Source organism: Lonsdalea britannica, assembly GCF_946477055.1.
In the GTDB taxonomy this organism is placed as follows: Bacteria; Pseudomonadota; Gammaproteobacteria; order Enterobacterales; family Enterobacteriaceae; genus Lonsdalea; species Lonsdalea britannica_A.
Genome location: NZ_CAMKXG010000052.1, coordinates 1 through 16,087, shown reverse-complemented (window position 1 = coordinate 16,087; position 16,087 = coordinate 1). Strand labels below are relative to the sequence as shown.

The window sequence follows — 16,087 nt, the reverse complement described above, 5'->3', positions numbered from 1 at the left end:
GCAGCGTCAGATGTGTATAAGAGACAGCCATTGGCTATTACGTTCCCAGGGCGTCAAAACGTCGTCCCGGTCTGATGGTACGGATCGCACCTAACCAGAAGCGGGGCGAGGGCAACAGACCCATTCAGGGGGCTTTCTATCCGGCATTTCTGTTTTATGGCGTTCGTCGTGGAGCTGTGCGGCAGCGCCGCCATCACCGCGGTGCCTCCGGTGGAACGCCGTGGCGCATTGCTCCCCGCAAAAACTATATGACGCAGGTTCTCGAATCCCGCAAAGCGTGGACACATTACGTGTTGTCCCGCGCGCTGCGGGAATCTCTGCGTCCTCAACGAAAGAAGAAGCGATGAAACTCTCGATTGTGATCGCCGCCTTGCGGCAGCGTTGCCCATCGTTTGCGGGGCGCGTAGCGGGTGCTGCGGAACTCAAGGCGCTGCCGGAAACCGGCAAAATGTTGTTGCCCGCGGCCTACGTCGTGCCGTCCAGTGATGATGCGGACGAGCAACGCTCTATAACGGATTACTTGCAGAACGTGACGGAAGGGTTTGCGATTGTCTGCGTAATGAATAACACGCCGGATAACCGAGGACAGGCTGCCTCGTTCGATGTTGTCGATACGGTTCGCTCTGAGTTGTGGCGGGCATTGCTGGGGTGGCAGCCGGACGATAACGCGCATCCTATATCGTATGCGGGCGGCCAACTGATTCAGATGGATCGGGGGCGTCTCTATTATCAGTTCGACTTTATCCGCACGCTGGAAGTTAGCGAGGACGATACGCGCCAGCAGCAAGACCTGAACACGTTGGATGATCTGCAGGAGATTAGCGTCGACGTTGACTATATCGATCCCGGCAACGGTCCTGACGGCAACATCGAGCATCACACCGAAATAACCCTCAAAAACGAGTAAATCCCATGTTTGTAAAACCCAAAGACGGGCGGTCAGTTCCTGACCCGGCCCGAGGTGACGTATTGCCTGAATCCGGGCGAAACGTAGAGGGCAATGTCTACTGGTACCGGCGTTTAAACGACGGGGACGTGGAAATTGTCGATCGTAAAAAAAAAGAAACCGAAACCAGTGAGGTGAGTCAATGAGTGTCAGTTTCAACAGCATCCCGTCGAATATCCAGGTGCCGCTGTTCTGGGCTGAAATGGATAACAGCGCGGCGAACACGACGTCCGACGGCGCTGCGCCAGCGCTGATCATTGGCTATGCCAACAGCGACGCGAGCATTCAGCGCAATGCTCTGACCATTATGCCATCGGCGGGCCTTGCCGGCAGTCTAGCTGGGCGCGGAAGCCAGTTAGCGCGAATGGTCGCCAGCTACCGCAGTATCGATCCGTTCGGTGAGTTGTGGGTAATTGCCCTCGATGCACCCAGCGCGGGCGCTGCCGCGTCCGGCGCGCTGACGTTGACCGGAAATGCGCAGGAGTCCGGCACCGTCTACCTCTACATCGGCAATGTGCTGGTACAGGCCGGTGTGACCGCCGGTGAAACGGCGGCAGATGTTGCAGCGACCGTATCCGCGGCTATCAATGCCAATGTGGATTTGCCGGTGACGGCGGCTGTCGCTGATGCCGTGGTAACGCTGACGGCGCGTCACGCAGGATTGACTGGCAATGAGATCCCGTTAGCCCTGAACTACTACGGCCTGGTGGGCAGCCAGACGACACCGAGCGGCATTAACATCGATATCAAAGCCATGAGCGGCGGCAGCGGTATACCCGATCTGACGGGCGCGGTGGCGGCGATGGGGGATGAGCCGTTTGACTTCAACGCGTTCCCGTTCAATGACTCTTCGTCGGTTTCTACCATTCACGCTGAGCTGGCCGACCGTTGGGGCTATGCGCGGCAGCTATACGGCCATGTGTACTCGGCAAAGATCGGTTCCCTGTCTGAGCTGGTGGCGTTTGGTTCCTCGCTTAACCTGGAACACATCACCGTGGCAGGGTACGAGCCGGACATCCATACCACCGCCGATGAATTGGCCGCCCTGCGCACGGCGCGAAATGCTGGATTCATTCGCAACGACCCGGCCCGCCCGACGCAAACCGGCGAATTGACGGGGGCATTGCCCGCGCCGAAGGGTTCGCGTTTTATTTTCTCGGAACAGCAATCGTTGCTGACTCATGGGATCGCCACCGCGTATGTGGAAAGCAGTTCTCTACGCATTCAGCGCGATATCACGATGTACAAGAAAAACGCGTTTGGTGTCACGGACAACAGCTTTCTGGACAGTGAAACGTTGCATACCAGCGCCTACGTACTGCGTCAGTTGAAGTCAATCATCACCAGCAAATACCCACGCCATAAGCTGGCCAGCGACGGTACGCGGTTTGGTGCCGGACAGGCGATTGTGACACCGGCAGTGATCCGCGGGGAAATGCTGGCGGTCTATCGCAAGATGGAGCGCGCCGGGATCGTTGAAAATTACGACCTGTTCAAAAAATACCTGATTGTTGAACGTAACGCGGATAACCCGAATCGTCTGGATGTTCTGTTCCCGCCGGATTACGTCAACCAGCTGCGCATCTTCGCGTTGGTCAATCAGTTCCGTTTGCAATATAGCGCAGAGGAGGCCGCTTAATGGCTCGCGTTGCAGGTACCTGCTATTTCAAAATTGACGGTCAGCAACTATCGCTGACCGGGGGCGTTGAAGTGCCGATGAACACCACGATCAAAGAAGATGTGATGGGGTTGGACGGCTCTGTCGACTACAAGGAAAGCTTCCGCGCCCCTTATGTGAAGGGGACGTTTAAGGTTCCTTCCTCTTTCCCGGTAGACAAGATCACGTCCTCGGACACGATGACGATCACGGCCGAGCTGGCTAACGGCCAGGTGTATGTCTTGTCTGGCGCGCACCTATCCGGTGAAGCGAATCACGATGCAGAGAACGGCACGGCCGATCTGGAATTCCACGGCGAAGAAGGGGGCTATCAATAATGGAACTGCTACTCACAAAACCAATCATGGCGCATGGTGAAAAGCTGCATGTGCTGGAGCTGCGCGAACCCACGTATGCAGAAGTGCAGCAGTTTGGCCTGCCATTCTCCTATGGCGCTGCTGGAGAGACGAAAATCGATACCGGCGCCGCGTTGCGTTATATCCCGGTGCTGGCGGGTATCCCTCCGTCGGCAGCCGAGAAAATGGCGCTGCGCGATGTGACCGTTGCGTCTATGTCGATCCTCGGTTTTTTTATGGGGTCGGGCGACTCGACCAGCTCCGAAGCCGACTCTACAACGTCTGCCATTTCTGGCGAATAAACCCACTTGAACTGAAACACGTCGGCCTGTCTGAATTTATGGAGCTGGAGGAACAGGCCGTGCGCATTAACGGGGAATTGAACAATGGCCGATAGTTTCCAGTTGAAAGCGATTATCACCGCTGTCGATAAACTGTCCGAACCGCTCAAGGGAATGAGCAAAAAAATGCGCGGGTTCCAGAAGGAATTCAGCAGCGTGATGGCCGGTGCGGCCGCGATGGGGGCAGGGATCAGTACAGCATTTGCCTACCCCATATCACAGGCGATCAGCTTTGAATCCGGGATGGCCGACGTAAGAAAAGTGGTGAACTTTGAGACGCCGGAGCAGTTTAAACAGATGGGGGAAGATATTCTTAGCCTGTCTACTCAGCTGCCGATGGCGGCTGAGGGGATCGCCCAGATTGTGGCAGCGGGCGGGCAGGCTGGTATTGCACGCAACGAATTATCCAAATTTGCTGCCGATGCGGTGAAAATGGGGATCGCATTTGACCAGACGGCGGAGCAGTCAGGCCAGATGATGGCGCAGTGGCGTACCGCGTTCAAAATGGGCCAAACCGAAGTCGTTGCGCTGGCGGACAAAATTAACTTCCTAGGCAACAATGGACCGGCAAATGCCGCGAAAATCTCCGACATTGTGACTCGAATCGGTCCACTGGGTTCTGTTGCCGGTATTGCCTCTGGAGAAATTGCGGCGATGGGCGCGACGATCTCCGGCATGGGCGTTGAGTCCGAAATTGCGGCTACCGGTGTTAAAAACTTCATGCTGTCGCTGACCGCGGGTAAATCAGCCACTGCCTCTCAGAAAAAAGCGTTGAGGCTTTTAAAAATCAATCCCAAACAGCTTGCCGCGGATATGCAGAAGGATTCTAAGACGGCAATACTGCATGTTCTGGACTCATTAGCAAAGGTTTCAAAAGCCGATCAACCTGCTGTTCTGACCGCATTGTTTGGGACAGAATCAAGTGGAGCGATTGCGCCGCTATTAGCCAATCTCGATCTATTGAGAACTAACTTCAATCGTGTATCTGAAGCCCAGCAATATGCAGGTTCGATGCAGCAGGAATATGAGTCCCGAGCGGCAACCACGGCTAACAGCATTGAGTTGATAAAGAATCAGTTTAATGCGGCCAGTATTACGATTGGTAGCATATTTCTCCCGGATATTGTCGAGCTGACAAAGAAAATGCAGCCTTTTCTGGAGAAATTCAGAGCTTGGTCAAGGGCGAACCCGGATCTGATTCGTCGTGTTCTTAAGCTGGGGGTGACATTGGTTGGTGTATCAGCCAGCGTGGGGATAGTCACCAAAACATTCCGCGGGCTGGAAGCGGTAATGAAGATGTCCACCCTGGGTAAGCTGGTCACGCTGATGGTGATTGGTGCTGGTCTGATTGTGGACAACTGGGACACCGTCGGGCCGGTGGTGAAAAATGTCGCCGATCAGGTTAATAGCTTCGTTCAGTCCATTGGCGGATGGGAAAATATCATGACCAGCGTCGCCACATTTACCGCTGGGAAATGGCTCACAGATATGGTGACAGGGATCGGGGGCGCAAATAAAGAAGCTGGAGGGCTGAAAAACAACCTTCGCAGCATCGCGCAGATGGGGGTGATCACCGTCACTATAGGCGTCATGTTTGACCTAATGAAACGCCTGGACAAATTGCATGAAGATGCCTCGAACCAGCATGTTGATGTAGGCACATATCTCACGAACAACCTGCAGAAAAATGAAGAGGAACGCGGTTACACCGGGTTTATCCCCCGACTAAAAGAACTGTTAGGCATTCAGGTACATGAAGACACGAATAAATTACGCTCAGATGTAGGAGCAGTGATGGGCAGTAACAATGGGCCCAAGGGCGACAGGTCCGATCATGCTGGGTTCTTATTTAACCTGAAAGAAATGCTTGGCGTTGATCCAAATTATGATCCGATGAAACCGGTTCTTACGCCTAAGCAATCGGCAGAAATCACCGTCAAGTTCGATAACTCACCACAAGGGATGCAGGTAATTCCCGCGGGCGGCGGGGCTCTTCCTTGGCTTAACTATGATGTTGATTATAACAGATTTTCTTCGACAGGGAAGTAAACTAGAATTTAAATCTGTTCTTTTTAAAAGGGAGTTTATGGATGTCTGTTTGTAAAATTGGCGCTTTATTTATCACAGCAACTTTATTTTCTTGTTCAGCGGTCGCGAATGAATTACCTGATAAAGAAACAAAGTTTATCGAGATAGTGAATAATGCAATTTCGGAAACTTCTTCAGCTAAAAATGATATGCAACGTGGGGGCATAAAAGTCCGTAGAGACGATGCAATCTGTAAAGGGCTCAAAAAGCGAACTGTGAGTGGCTGGGTAGGCAAAGTCAAAACGATAGATTCGAACAGCGATGGTAAGGGTATTTTTGAAGTTGAAATTGCCAAAGATGTAGCCTTGAAGACTTGGAATAATGCATTTTCCGATGTGAACTATGGCACTTTAATTGATCCTCGTTCAAAGCTTTTCGGGGAAGCGTCATCTTTAAATGTGGGTGATAAAGTCATCTTTTCTGGGTCATTCTTTAGGGGAGACGAATCTTGCATTAAGGAATCGAGCATGAGCTTATCGGGGGGCTTGAAAGAACCTGAATTTATATTCAAGTTTACAGATATAAAAGCGCTTAATTAGTAGGTAATGAGCTTGTTTGAAAGCCCACCTATGTGGGCTTTTTGTATCATGACGGGACAAAAAGTATGATTAAATCACTTTTTTTTATCTTTTCCTTCAACCATTGAGCTAAGTGGTGGGTAGGGGGACTCCTGCAATACCTGCTGCACGACTTGTTTGGAAAAAATCTTCTCTAATTTCTCCGAAATTTCCTCAAGGCGATTTAATCGCTCATCCAAGTAATATATTCCAGAGGGGGCTAGGGCTGACAAAGAATCCGCACTAACATTATTCCTATCAGAAATGAGTCTTTGCGCATCTTCATAAACTGTCGGAAAATCACGATCGTTTTTATGAATTCTTATTTGGGAGTGTATGGCCACACCAATAAATTCTAGTGAATTAGATGAAATCATGGGGTAGTCAGAATTTAATGACTTAAGGTATTGATTTCCCTGATCTACGATGAGTTGCTTAAACATCGCATCAGTACAATCTGGTGAATGGCATAGAACAAAGTCACCAGAATAAGCTGGCAAAGAGGTATCGAAGGTAACAATTGAACCTGGCGGAAAACTGATTCCGTGAGCAGAAGACATTGAGTCGCCTTCTACTTGAATCGCGAAACAATTTTCATTGGCTCCTGGTGGCGCTGGTATGAAGTCCTTTACCGACGCTGTTTTTAATAGTTCTTCCAATGTTTCAAACTTCGCCTGTACATGAGAGAGAACAGGTATTTCTCTCAAAGTTACAGTTCGCTTCACTCCGCTGACATCAGGTCCACTTCCTTTGCCAGTAGCAAGCCACTCAGTTGTAGTCCCTAGGGCGGCCGCTAAGTTTTGAAGCACTCCAATTCTTGGCTTTGAGTCTCCAGCTTCATAAGCCGCAATCTGTCGTCTCACGATACCAACCATATCCGCCAATTGGCCTTGCGTTAAGCCTAGGGCGTTTCTGGCTATGGATACTCTACTAGAGAATGATTTATCTATTTTCATTTATGATATTTAAAATCTCACATTGACACATTGTGACGTGTGGTTAATAATCACCTCACACCGATGATGGTGTGAAGAATCAAATTGCATGAGGTGAATAATGGAACAGAAAAAAGCAAACATCAAGCCGCTATCGTATCGCATGAGACCAGAGGTTAGAGAATTTATAGAGGGTAATGCTGCGAAAACATATCGTTCTGCGCAAGGGATGCTTGATTACATCCTAGACCGAGTTATTGAGATGGAGAAGAAAGGTGATTTCGTTATTTAATAAAGGCAAAACCTCGTTGGCGGCAACCAGCGAGGTTTCTAATTTGTCAGTAACTAGCAAGGAACTAACAATGAACAGTGTAGCAATTGCAGATCGTACAATCAACGTGCCTTTCCATGGGGCCCATCTCTACATCGTAAACCATAATGGTGAAGCGCAAACACCAATGCGCCCAATAGTTGAAGGGATGGGGTTAGACTGGGCATCGCAATTTACCAAGATTAAAAATCGATTCAAAACCTCCGTTGTGATTATCACAACACAGCTTCCCGGTGATAGTCAGCGCCGTGAAGTGGTATGCCTCCCACTTAGAAAGGTTGCTGGTTGGTTACACACAATTAACGTCGGCAAGGTTCGTCCTGGGTTGCGCGAAAAGGTTGCACGTTATCAAGAGGAATGCGACGACGTTCTGTATGAGTACTGGACAAAGGGTGAGGTAAAAAATCCGCGCAAGGCTAAAAAGGTGTTATCCGGCAAAATTACCCCAGAGCAGCAGGAAGCGATCAAGCAGTTGGTAATGACTCGTGGCAAGGCTCTGCCGAAAGAGCGCCAGGCTAAGGGGATGATCACCTTGTGGTCATCGCTGAAATCACACTTTGGCTGCAGCTACAAAGACATCGGTGAAGAACAGTTCACCGAAGCGCTATCACTGGCGGCCCGTGTTTCGTTGGAGGGTGAGTTCCTCGGAAAGCAAAAATCCCTACCGCCCAACGCACGAATACAGTTCACCGATGAAGAACTGTGTGAGTTGGCCTGGTTGTGTAAATACTCAGAAGCAATGATTGCAGCGTGTAAGGATATATATCCTTTGCTGGATGTTGCGGAACACCGTTTGGCTTCTCGTTTCTTTTCAATAGGCCACGAGTACCCCCGAACAATTAATAGAGCGAGAGAGTTTTTAAGGCGCGAAACTTCTCATATTGAATATCAACCGCTGGCGGATGATAACTGGAGCAGGGTACTTCCTCATTTGCGGTAGGTATTGAACCAATAATTTAAAAAAATGAATGGCTGATAACCCGCTTCGGCGGGTTTTTTTATGCCCGGAGATCGCATGAGTTGGATAGATAACCTACATGATGCCTCCTTACGCGGGGTGAAATTCAAGATCAGTGGAGATGAGGCGCAGTTTGGTCGGCGGGTTCAGGTCCATGAATACCCGAACAGGGATAAACCCTATTCCGAGGATTTAGGACGGGCCACCCGACATTTTTCGGTCGAAGCATACGTTATCGGCGATGATTTTATGGAGCAGCGTAACCGGCTGATTCAGGAGATCGAAAAAGAGGGGCCAGCAACGCTGATTCATCCTTACTACGGCGAGATGAGCATCACCATTAATGAGCCGGCCAGAATCTCACATACCAATGATGAAGGCCGGATGTGCCGTATCGCATTCTCTTTTGTCGAAGCTGGCGAACTGTCATTCCCAACGGCAGGGCTGGCTACGGGTAAAAAACTGTCGTCTTCTGTTTCGTGGCTTGACGAGTGCATTGGATCAGCAATGGAAGCGTTCGGTTTGGATGGTCTGCCGGACTTTATCAACGACGGCGTGTTGGATGACGCCAGCGCGATGATGGATTTTGTGACCGACACATTCAAATACGTTGATGCAGGTGTGACGGCCGCCGCCCGGCTAATGAACGGCGACCTGACCGTATTGCTTGGCAGCGGCGGCAGCGCGATGAATTTCGTCAACCGCCTGCAAACGATGTGGCGCGCCGGAACGCGTCTTAGCGGTGACACAAAATCTCTGGTGTCGATGATCACTGGATTGACGGGAGTCACGGCTGGTCACGATCTGGCCCCGCGAGGCGTGTGGTCCACCGATAGCACGACTACGCAAAGCCGCAAGACCCAAAGCAACCACGTGGCACAGGCAATTCGCGTATCGGCAATCAGTGAAGCTGCCTATACGGTCACCTCATTGCCTAAGCCCGCGCAGTCTCGATCATCGTCTCAATCACTTTTAACATCATCGTCAAACGCATTAGGCGCCGGGGGCGGGGCCTCTCCAGTCATAGTCACGATTCCGCATCCTGCGGTAACCGATATCGATACCTCTGAGGCGACGACTAATGCCGGTACGACGACGTCAACTGCCGCGGCGACGGTGCCATCATGGGATGATCTCACCGAAGTTAGAGAATCATTGAATACGGCGATAGACCGCGAGTTAGAACGTGTCACCGACGATACGTTATTTCAGGCACTGGTGCGGGTGCGATCTGACGTAAACAGCGATATCTCTAGCCGTCTTGTGCTCGCCGCACGCGTCACTGAGCGTCAAACGACTGAGGTTCTGCCCGCCATAGTCTTAGCTGCTGATTGGTACGATTCAGTGGAGCGGGCAGACGAGATCATGGCGCGAAACAATATCCAGCATCCCGGCTTCGTCCCGGTCACCACACTGAGGGTTCCCACGCAATGAGTGAAAATCTGGTAACGCTGCGCGTTAATGGGCGCGAGTGGGGCGGTTGGACGTCCGTGCGGATATCTGCTGGCATCGAGCGGATCGCTCGTGACTTTAACGTGCAAATTACCCGGCGATGGCCGGGCGACACCGATCAGCGAAACATCAAGTCCCGGATTCAGCGCGGTGACGTGGTTGAGGTGCTGATTGGCGATGACCTGGTGATCACCGGATACGTCGAGGCCACGCCGGTACGTTATGACGCTAACAGCAAAGTGTTGGGGATTTCTGGCCGCAGCAAGACCTGTGACCTGATCGATTGCTCGGCAGAGCCAAAACAATATGAGTCCCGGTCTGTTTCTCAGGTGGCGGCAGACCTCGCGGAGCCCTTCGGTATCTCAGTTATTGATGCCACTGACAACGGCACCCTGCAGAGCGTTCAGGCCGATCAGGGGGAAACGGTCATTGATGTGCTGAATAAAATGCTGGGACTGGCGCCCACTCTTGTCTATGACAACGCGCAAGGGCAGCTGGTTATCGGCGATATTGGCGTTACGCAGGCTACGACGGCACTGGTGCTGGGTGAAAACATTTTGTCATGCGATACCGAGCAATCTATCCGCGAGCGGTTCAGCGTGTACTCGGTTTCTGGTCAGCGTAAATCTAATGATGCTGACTATGGAGAGGCGACGATATCTGCTATTCGAGCAGAAACAGTTGATGGGGGTATTGCGAGGTATCGGCCTCTGATCATCCGGCAAACTGGTAACTCAACGGCCGGGTCATGCGGTGACCGGTGCGATTTTGAAATGGAGCGCCGCGCCGCGAGAACGGACGAAACCACCTACACCGTTCAGGGATGGCGCCAGGGTAATGGCGCGCTGTGGCAACCCAATATGACGGTCATCGTCTGGGATCCTGAACTGGGGTTCGACAACCGGGAAATGGTGATCGCCGAGGTCAATTATCAGCAGGATGAGAACGGGACGATCACGGAGTTACGTGTCGGCCCGTCAGAAGCCTACTTGCACAAGCCAGCGAAAAAAGCCAAGCGGAAGAAGAAAAAAGAGGAGGCGTACTGATGGCAGACCCTTTGGCATCACTCAGTCGAATGGTATCGAACATGATTTCACGGGCCGTTGTCCGTGGGCGTACGTCCTCGACGAAATGCCAGCAACTACAAATCGAGATGGCGGGCGGAGAGGGTAAATCCGACATCGAGCATCTGGAGCCCTACGGATTTACTTCCGCCCCGCAAGCCGGTGCTGAGGCGCTGGCGGTATACCTCGATGGCGACCGTAGTCACGGTGTTGTACTGGTGGCTTCTGACCGGCGCTACCGGGTCAAAAACCTACAAGCGGGCGAGGTTGCCATTTACACCGACGAGGGCGACAGCATCGTGCTCAAACGCGGAAAGTTGATTGAGGTAAGCACGGGCACGTTGATCGTCAATGCGACAAAGAAAATGACGGTGAATACCCCTCTGTTCGAGGTTCCTTCCGGTGAGGTTACGGACAAAACGTCAACCATGCAGAAGATGAGAGACACCTTTAATACCCACAATCATCCAGGTGATAGCGGCGGTATAACTGGTTCACCGACCACGCCAATGGGGTAACGCATGATATTAACGATGAATGGGGTATCACGTGCTGTGTCGTTCCCGACCGACCCCCTGACGCGAGCTGTCATCATCTCTATCGCAACCTGGCGCCGCGCCGGGTCTGATGACGACGTTGACCAGGTCATGGGCTGGTGGGGGGACAGTTATCCCACCGTACAAAATGATCGTATAGGCTCCCGCCTTTACCAGCTTCGACGCGAGAAAATCACCAATAAAACGCCGGGCCGGGTCCGGGATATGTTGCGCGAATCACTGCAATGGATGGTTGATGATGGCGTTGCCGCCCGCGTGGACGTGAAAGCCGAACGCACCGGCATCAGTACGATACAGGCCTCGATCACCATCAGTAAATCGGACGGCACAACAGTGTCGATTGCTTTTAACGACCTATGGAGTGAATTAGATGGCTGATAGCGGATATTCCCGCCAGACGCTCCCCCAGTTAATTACCACCATCCGAAACGACGTTCTTACCCGACTATCTTCCGATTCCACGCTGGCGCAGCTGCGACGCAGTGACGCGGAAGTGTATTCCCGCGTCCAGGCGGCAGCCGTGCATACGGTCTACGGGTACATCGACTATCTGGCGCGCAATCTGTTGCCGGATCTGGCGGATGAAGACTGGCTGACGCGGCACGGCAATATGAAACGGGTGACGCGAAAAGCTGCCGCCGCAGCATCGGGTTACGTTCGCTGGGATGGTGCAACTGACGGCCTCAGCATTGGTGAAGGGGTAGTCATTCAACGTGACGATCTGGTGTCGTTTACGACGACGTCTGCGGCCACAGCTTCCGGCGGAGTTTTACGGATCCCCGTAACCTGTGATACGGCAGGAGAAACCGGGAACACGGACGACGGTATCACCATGAGATTGGTTAATCCGATCTCCGGCTTGTCGTCTGCCGGACAGGCCGACAGCATTCAGGCGGGTAGCGATATCGAGAGTCTGGAAGATTTCAGAGCCCGGATCATTGAACGCTGGTACTGGACGCCGCAGGGCGGCGCGGATAGCGATTATATCGTCTGGGCCAAAGAAGTGGCGGGGGTGACCCGTGCGTGGACGTACCGGCATTGGATGGGGACAGGAACGGTCGGTGTGATGATTGCCAACAGCGACATGATCGATCCGGTGCCGGATGCTGCAACGGTCGCCGCTGTGCAATCCTACATTGAGCCGCTGGCGCCCGTGGCGGGTTCTAAGCTGTATGTTTTTGCCCCCATCCCTAAATTCATCGACGTGCATGTTCGTATCACGCCTGACACAGAAGAAACCCGGCAGGCAGTGATTGCTGAGTTGCGCAGCATGCTGTTTCGCGATGGCATCCCTAAAGGCGTGATCAAACCGTCACGGGTTAGTGAGGCGATCAGCATAGCGACCGGAGAGTACAGTCATGTGCTGGTAAGCCCTTCCTACGATGTCACGCTGGGAGCCAGTGAGTTGGCCGTGCTGGGGGACGTGTCATGGACCTGACGAATCAATATCAGTATTTGCTGGGCGTGTTGCTGCCTCGTGGGCCTGCTTGGGATGGCGACGAACCCCTGCTTATGGGGCTGGCTCCGTCGCTGGCGGCGGCACATCAGCGCGCTGACGATCTGATGTTGGAAATAGACCCGCGTACCACCTCAGAGTTGATTGGCCGCTACGAGAATATTTGCGGTCTCCCTGATAGCTGTGCTCCTGCTGGTGTTCAAACGCTGACGCAGCGCCGCCAACGGCTGGACGCCAAAATCAATGTACAGGGTGGGATTAATGAAGATTTCTACCTACGGCAGCTGGAGGCTCTGGGTTACCCGGACGCGACGATCACCCGGTTCGATACCAGCCCATTCCGCTGTACATCCCCATGCACCGAATCCCTTTATTCAGAAGAGTGGCGCTATTACTGGATCGTCAACATGCCGGCAGCCACGAAGATAGACAACATGACGTGCATCAGCGCGTGCACGGACAGCTTAAGAACATGGGGCGAAACGACCGCGGAATGCGTGATCGAAAAACTCTGTCCCTCAAACACCTACGTTATTTTCAAATACCCGGAGTGATTTATGCATCGAATTGACACAGGAACCGCGCAGGTCGACAAATTTGGCGCGGGTAAAAACGGATTCACCCGTGGCAATCCACAAACTGGCACACTGGCGACAGAGCTGGATGACGATTATTTTGACGCGCTGCAGGAAGAGATCTGCGGTCCCATTGAAGCCGCTGGGTTATCTCTCGAAAAGGGCAACCGCGGGCAATTGCTGGCGGCGTTGCGATCCTTGTTTTTGTCCCGGTCAAACCCTGGTTCGGATATTAGTAACGATGGCGCTAATGACACGTTTTTCAAAAACCTCGGGTTGGGAGAGGCTGCAAAGCGTGGGGTCGGCACCGGCCAAAATCAGATCCCTGACATGTCCTTTTTTACTGGATCGAATGAAACTGATGGCTATGCTCCTTTCCCCGGAGGATTGATCATGCAGTGGGGAAGTGTTCGCGGTGGGGGAAACTCGGTGGTGACGGCTAATTTTAAAGTCCCATTTCCAAGCGGTGTGTTTGTAGTGGTGGGCTGCATTTATGACGACGACAACACATCAAATACGACGCTTCGGCGTAAAACATCTTCGGAACCCCGCGTTAACGCTCAATTCTATTTAAATGATGGCATATCGGCTACCAGTATTAACTGGGTTGCAATTGGAATGTGAGGATATATGTATAAATTTTCTAATGGTCTTTTTTACCCGTTTAGCTTGCAGAGTGCTTATGAGTCTGCCGGAACCTGGCCGGAAATCGGAGTCGAAGTCACTGATGACGTTTTCAGATCTTTTTCGGCCGCTCCGGAAGGAAAAGTAGTGGGCGTTGATGGAGACGGCTATCCGTGTTGGGTTGATGTTCCACCCTTAAACCATGTCGAGTTAATTGCTATCGCAGAATCAAAGCGGGTCCAGTTACTGAATTACGCCGATGAGGTTGTTAAAGACTGGCGTGTTGAGTTGGCTTTGGATGAAATCAGCGATGAAGATAAGGCAAAACTCTCGGCATGGATAGCATACAAAAAATCAGTCAAAGCGGTCGATGTATCCACGGTTCCGGAAATTTCTTGGCCCGTAGCACCATCTTGATGGAGATTCTTCTTTACTAAAATTTCATACCAATTGCTTCGAGTCATCTATCCAATCAGCCCACCACCGCATCATCTCCCTGCGTTTATCAAATTATACTGCAGTAGTCGAAGTGTAAGCTGTGCTGGCGGGCGAAAGCGAATGGCGGAAGGACAGGCACAAAAAACCCGGCGTGGCCGGGTTATTTTGTATTGCAACCTTTACCTGATGGGAAAAGTCCTCTAATGACACCTAAAAATGCTGCGAATACATTAAGAGTTACAGCGGATGTTATGGAGATCATGACGCCGTCGGGGAATATGGTGAAACCAAATATCCTCGATAACCCATAACAAAACAAAAGTATTGACCAGCCATAAAGTGTTTTTTTGGCAACTTTATATGCTTTATCTCCGAATTTCTCTCTTAATGCTCTGTCTGCCTTTCTATCTTCAACCTCCTGAACCACTAGTGCAGGGTGCTTTTCCTTGCCCCCTACATCTTGCTCATCGGTATCAGATGTAGAATCAGGTATGGAATCGACAGATCCAGGAAGAGATATGTTTTCTAGAGATATTTCCTTAGACAATACAACATCCTTTATTCAATGCATTCCTTGAGAAGTTTATTATCTATTACTGAGCTATCTTTTTCTGTACACGACCAAGCGGTGCCTTTTTGGTGGGTAAGGTATGATAACTGTGTACCTCTCAGCGGGCCATATACGCTGATTATTTTATCAATAAACATGCTTGTTCTTCGATCTGTTTTAGGGACTACTGGAGTTACAATAGTCACTTCGTCGTCGCAGTCTACGATAGAGCTAATCGTTTTTTTTATCTCACCTCCGCCATACCTTTTCACTTCGTGATAAAGGGAAGGTATAACCGGGCCATATTGCCATTTAGCAAAAAAATCGTCGATTAAAGGCTCGTCATAAAGCTTTAGGTGCCACGATTGTGCAAAAAACATCAATTTCTGCAATTTCATGGGTGTTAAATCACCCAACTTCCCATCCAATGCCTTTTTTATGAAGGCATTAGCCACAGCTACAGTAGGGTAAGCCATCATTGCCTCCTTAAAAATTGCTTACGGTAGTGGAAGATAAATTCAACATCCATTATTTGAAACGCGTAATTCTATATTGTCCATGCATACAATCATAGCATATGAACTAACTTGGTGTTTGCAAATAACTTTATATTTTTCATTATGTTAAAATAACATGGTCAGCTTTTTTTAAACAAAGCGCATCTTCGACTCGACGGCCACGCCGATTATCTTGCAGTTGCCGTTTATCGTGATGATCGGCCAGTTAGGGTTTAGACCCTTCAGGTAGCGCTGTCCACATTCGATCACCAGCTTCTTGAATGTGACCTCATTGACGTCGGACATCTTGGCGACGACCAGGCTACCGTTGATTGCCTCGCGTCCGGTATCGAACAACACGTAGCTACCCTGTGGGTGCCGTCATAGGATCACTAGGCCCCAGAAACCATCATGAAAAAGCTTGGCGTTTTAGCCGCTCCCGTCTGATAAAATTGCGGGGCGGGTGACTGGATATTAGCCGCCCGCTAACCCGCCTGCCAAGTCAAATCAGAGTCCTTCTCATGCACTCGTAACCCCTAAAGATTCGCGAAGTCACAGCAACAAAAAAACAAATGACATGTGTACATCAAAGTGTGCTAAATTTGTTTTATTTAGTCTTATTTTCTATTAAATGATTGATAATAAAGTAGAAAATATCACTCACAAAAGCTCTATCGGAGAGCATACCCTGTCTCTTATACACAT

The 16,087-nt window shown here is 51.1% G+C and carries 20 protein-coding genes and 2 pseudogenes; 18 read left to right on the top strand and 4 right to left on the bottom strand.

The annotated features are described in order from the left end of the window. Window positions 1-26: 26 nt before the first annotated feature. The 8 genes and pseudogenes from Q7O77_RS05845 to Q7O77_RS05810 form a co-directional block, all read left to right on the top strand. Window positions 27-347, top strand: a pseudogene (locus Q7O77_RS05845) (hypothetical protein); the annotation flags it as partial. Further along, window positions 344-907 carry a hypothetical protein gene (locus Q7O77_RS05840; RefSeq protein WP_112092076.1) on the top strand — a complete coding sequence of 188 codons (564 nt, stop codon included), beginning with the start codon at window positions 344-346 and terminating at the stop codon, window positions 905-907. The pseudogene Q7O77_RS05845 and the gene Q7O77_RS05840, both read left to right, overlap by 4 nt. 5 nt (window positions 908-912) lie before the next feature. Next, on the top strand, window positions 913-1,092 hold the full coding sequence (locus Q7O77_RS05835; RefSeq protein ID WP_026740233.1) for a DUF2635 domain-containing protein: 180 nt from the start codon (window positions 913-915) through the stop codon (window positions 1,090-1,092). Then, window positions 1,089-2,585: a phage tail sheath subtilisin-like domain-containing protein gene (locus Q7O77_RS05830; RefSeq protein ID WP_304164239.1), complete on the top strand. Its 1,497-nt coding sequence runs from the start codon at window positions 1,089-1,091 to the stop codon at window positions 2,583-2,585. Before Q7O77_RS05835 ends, Q7O77_RS05830 begins: the two co-directional genes overlap by 4 nt. Further along, window positions 2,585-2,941 carry a phage tail tube protein gene (locus Q7O77_RS05825; protein ID WP_112092078.1) on the top strand — a complete coding sequence of 119 codons (357 nt, stop codon included), beginning with the start codon at window positions 2,585-2,587 and terminating at the stop codon, window positions 2,939-2,941. The genes Q7O77_RS05830 and Q7O77_RS05825 overlap by 1 nt, the downstream gene beginning before the upstream one ends. Continuing rightward, complete coding sequence (locus Q7O77_RS05820; protein ID WP_036150295.1) at window positions 2,941-3,261, top strand: phage tail assembly protein; 321 nt, start codon at window positions 2,941-2,943, stop codon at window positions 3,259-3,261. The genes Q7O77_RS05825 and Q7O77_RS05820 overlap by 1 nt, the downstream gene beginning before the upstream one ends. Window positions 3,262-3,345: 84 nt before the next feature. Next, window positions 3,346-5,349: a phage tail tape measure protein gene (locus tag Q7O77_RS05815; RefSeq protein ID WP_304164232.1), complete on the top strand. Its 2,004-nt coding sequence runs from the start codon at window positions 3,346-3,348 to the stop codon at window positions 5,347-5,349. Between the two features lie 41 nt (window positions 5,350-5,390). Further along, the gene (locus Q7O77_RS05810) at window positions 5,391-5,927 is read left to right on the top strand and encodes a hypothetical protein (RefSeq protein ID WP_304164229.1); all 537 of its coding nucleotides are present in this window, start codon (window positions 5,391-5,393) and stop codon (window positions 5,925-5,927) included. A 74-nt stretch (window positions 5,928-6,001) separates the two neighbouring features. Here Q7O77_RS05810 and Q7O77_RS05805 read toward each other — a convergent pair whose 3' ends face one another. Continuing rightward, complete coding sequence (locus Q7O77_RS05805; RefSeq protein ID WP_304164226.1) at window positions 6,002-6,901, bottom strand: LexA family transcriptional regulator; 900 nt, start codon at window positions 6,899-6,901, stop codon at window positions 6,002-6,004. Window positions 6,902-7,001: 100 nt separating this feature from the next. Here Q7O77_RS05805 and Q7O77_RS05800 point away from each other — a divergent pair, with 100 nt between their 5' ends. From Q7O77_RS05800 to Q7O77_RS05755, 10 genes are all read left to right on the top strand, one after another. Next, entirely contained in the window at window positions 7,002-7,172 is a 171-nt protein-coding gene (locus Q7O77_RS05800; protein WP_304164223.1) for a hypothetical protein, read from the top strand. 70 nt (window positions 7,173-7,242) lie between these two features. Next, window positions 7,243-8,151, top strand: a complete 909-nt coding sequence (locus Q7O77_RS05795) for a phage antirepressor N-terminal domain-containing protein (RefSeq protein WP_304164246.1) — start codon at window positions 7,243-7,245, stop codon at window positions 8,149-8,151. 75 nt (window positions 8,152-8,226) lie between these two features. Next, the gene (locus tag Q7O77_RS05790; RefSeq protein WP_304164221.1) at window positions 8,227-9,603 is read left to right on the top strand and encodes a DNA circularization protein; all 1,377 of its coding nucleotides are present in this window, start codon (window positions 8,227-8,229) and stop codon (window positions 9,601-9,603) included. Next, window positions 9,600-10,667 carry a phage baseplate assembly protein gene (locus Q7O77_RS05785; RefSeq protein ID WP_304164219.1) on the top strand — a complete coding sequence of 356 codons (1,068 nt, stop codon included), beginning with the start codon at window positions 9,600-9,602 and terminating at the stop codon, window positions 10,665-10,667. Before Q7O77_RS05790 ends, Q7O77_RS05785 begins: the two co-directional genes overlap by 4 nt. Beyond that, window positions 10,667-11,203, top strand: coding sequence for a phage baseplate assembly protein V (locus Q7O77_RS05780; protein WP_304164216.1), 537 nt, complete (start codon window positions 10,667-10,669; stop codon window positions 11,201-11,203). Before Q7O77_RS05785 ends, Q7O77_RS05780 begins: the two co-directional genes overlap by 1 nt. A gap of 3 nt (window positions 11,204-11,206) precedes the next feature. After that, window positions 11,207-11,620 carry a phage GP46 family protein gene (locus Q7O77_RS05775; protein WP_304164213.1) on the top strand — a complete coding sequence of 138 codons (414 nt, stop codon included), beginning with the start codon at window positions 11,207-11,209 and terminating at the stop codon, window positions 11,618-11,620. After that, a complete protein-coding gene (locus Q7O77_RS05770; protein WP_304164210.1) occupies window positions 11,613-12,680 on the top strand; it encodes a baseplate J/gp47 family protein in 1,068 nt (355 codons plus the stop codon). The genes Q7O77_RS05775 and Q7O77_RS05770 overlap by 8 nt, the downstream gene beginning before the upstream one ends. Beyond that, window positions 12,671-13,252: a YmfQ family protein gene (locus tag Q7O77_RS05765; protein ID WP_304164205.1), complete on the top strand. Its 582-nt coding sequence runs from the start codon at window positions 12,671-12,673 to the stop codon at window positions 13,250-13,252. Before Q7O77_RS05770 ends, Q7O77_RS05765 begins: the two co-directional genes overlap by 10 nt. 3 nt (window positions 13,253-13,255) lie before the next feature. Further along, window positions 13,256-13,897 carry a hypothetical protein gene (locus Q7O77_RS05760; RefSeq protein ID WP_304164202.1) on the top strand — a complete coding sequence of 214 codons (642 nt, stop codon included), beginning with the start codon at window positions 13,256-13,258 and terminating at the stop codon, window positions 13,895-13,897. Window positions 13,898-13,903: 6 nt separating this feature from the next. After that, window positions 13,904-14,314: a tail fiber assembly protein gene (locus Q7O77_RS05755; protein WP_304164199.1), complete on the top strand. Its 411-nt coding sequence runs from the start codon at window positions 13,904-13,906 to the stop codon at window positions 14,312-14,314. Window positions 14,315-14,495: 181 nt separating this feature from the next. Here the strand turns inward: Q7O77_RS05755 and Q7O77_RS05750 are convergent, their stop codons facing one another. The 3 genes and pseudogenes from Q7O77_RS05750 to Q7O77_RS05740 all read right to left on the bottom strand — a co-directional run. After that, window positions 14,496-14,882, bottom strand: a complete 387-nt coding sequence (locus Q7O77_RS05750; protein ID WP_304164196.1) for a hypothetical protein — start codon at window positions 14,880-14,882, stop codon at window positions 14,496-14,498. 11 nt (window positions 14,883-14,893) lie between these two features. After that, window positions 14,894-15,361: a Panacea domain-containing protein gene (locus Q7O77_RS05745; protein WP_304164193.1), complete on the bottom strand. Its 468-nt coding sequence runs from the start codon at window positions 15,359-15,361 to the stop codon at window positions 14,894-14,896. Between the two features lie 171 nt (window positions 15,362-15,532). Next, window positions 15,533-15,757: pseudogene (locus Q7O77_RS05740) on the bottom strand (LexA family protein); the annotation flags it as partial. Window positions 15,758-16,087: the final 330 nt, after the last annotated feature.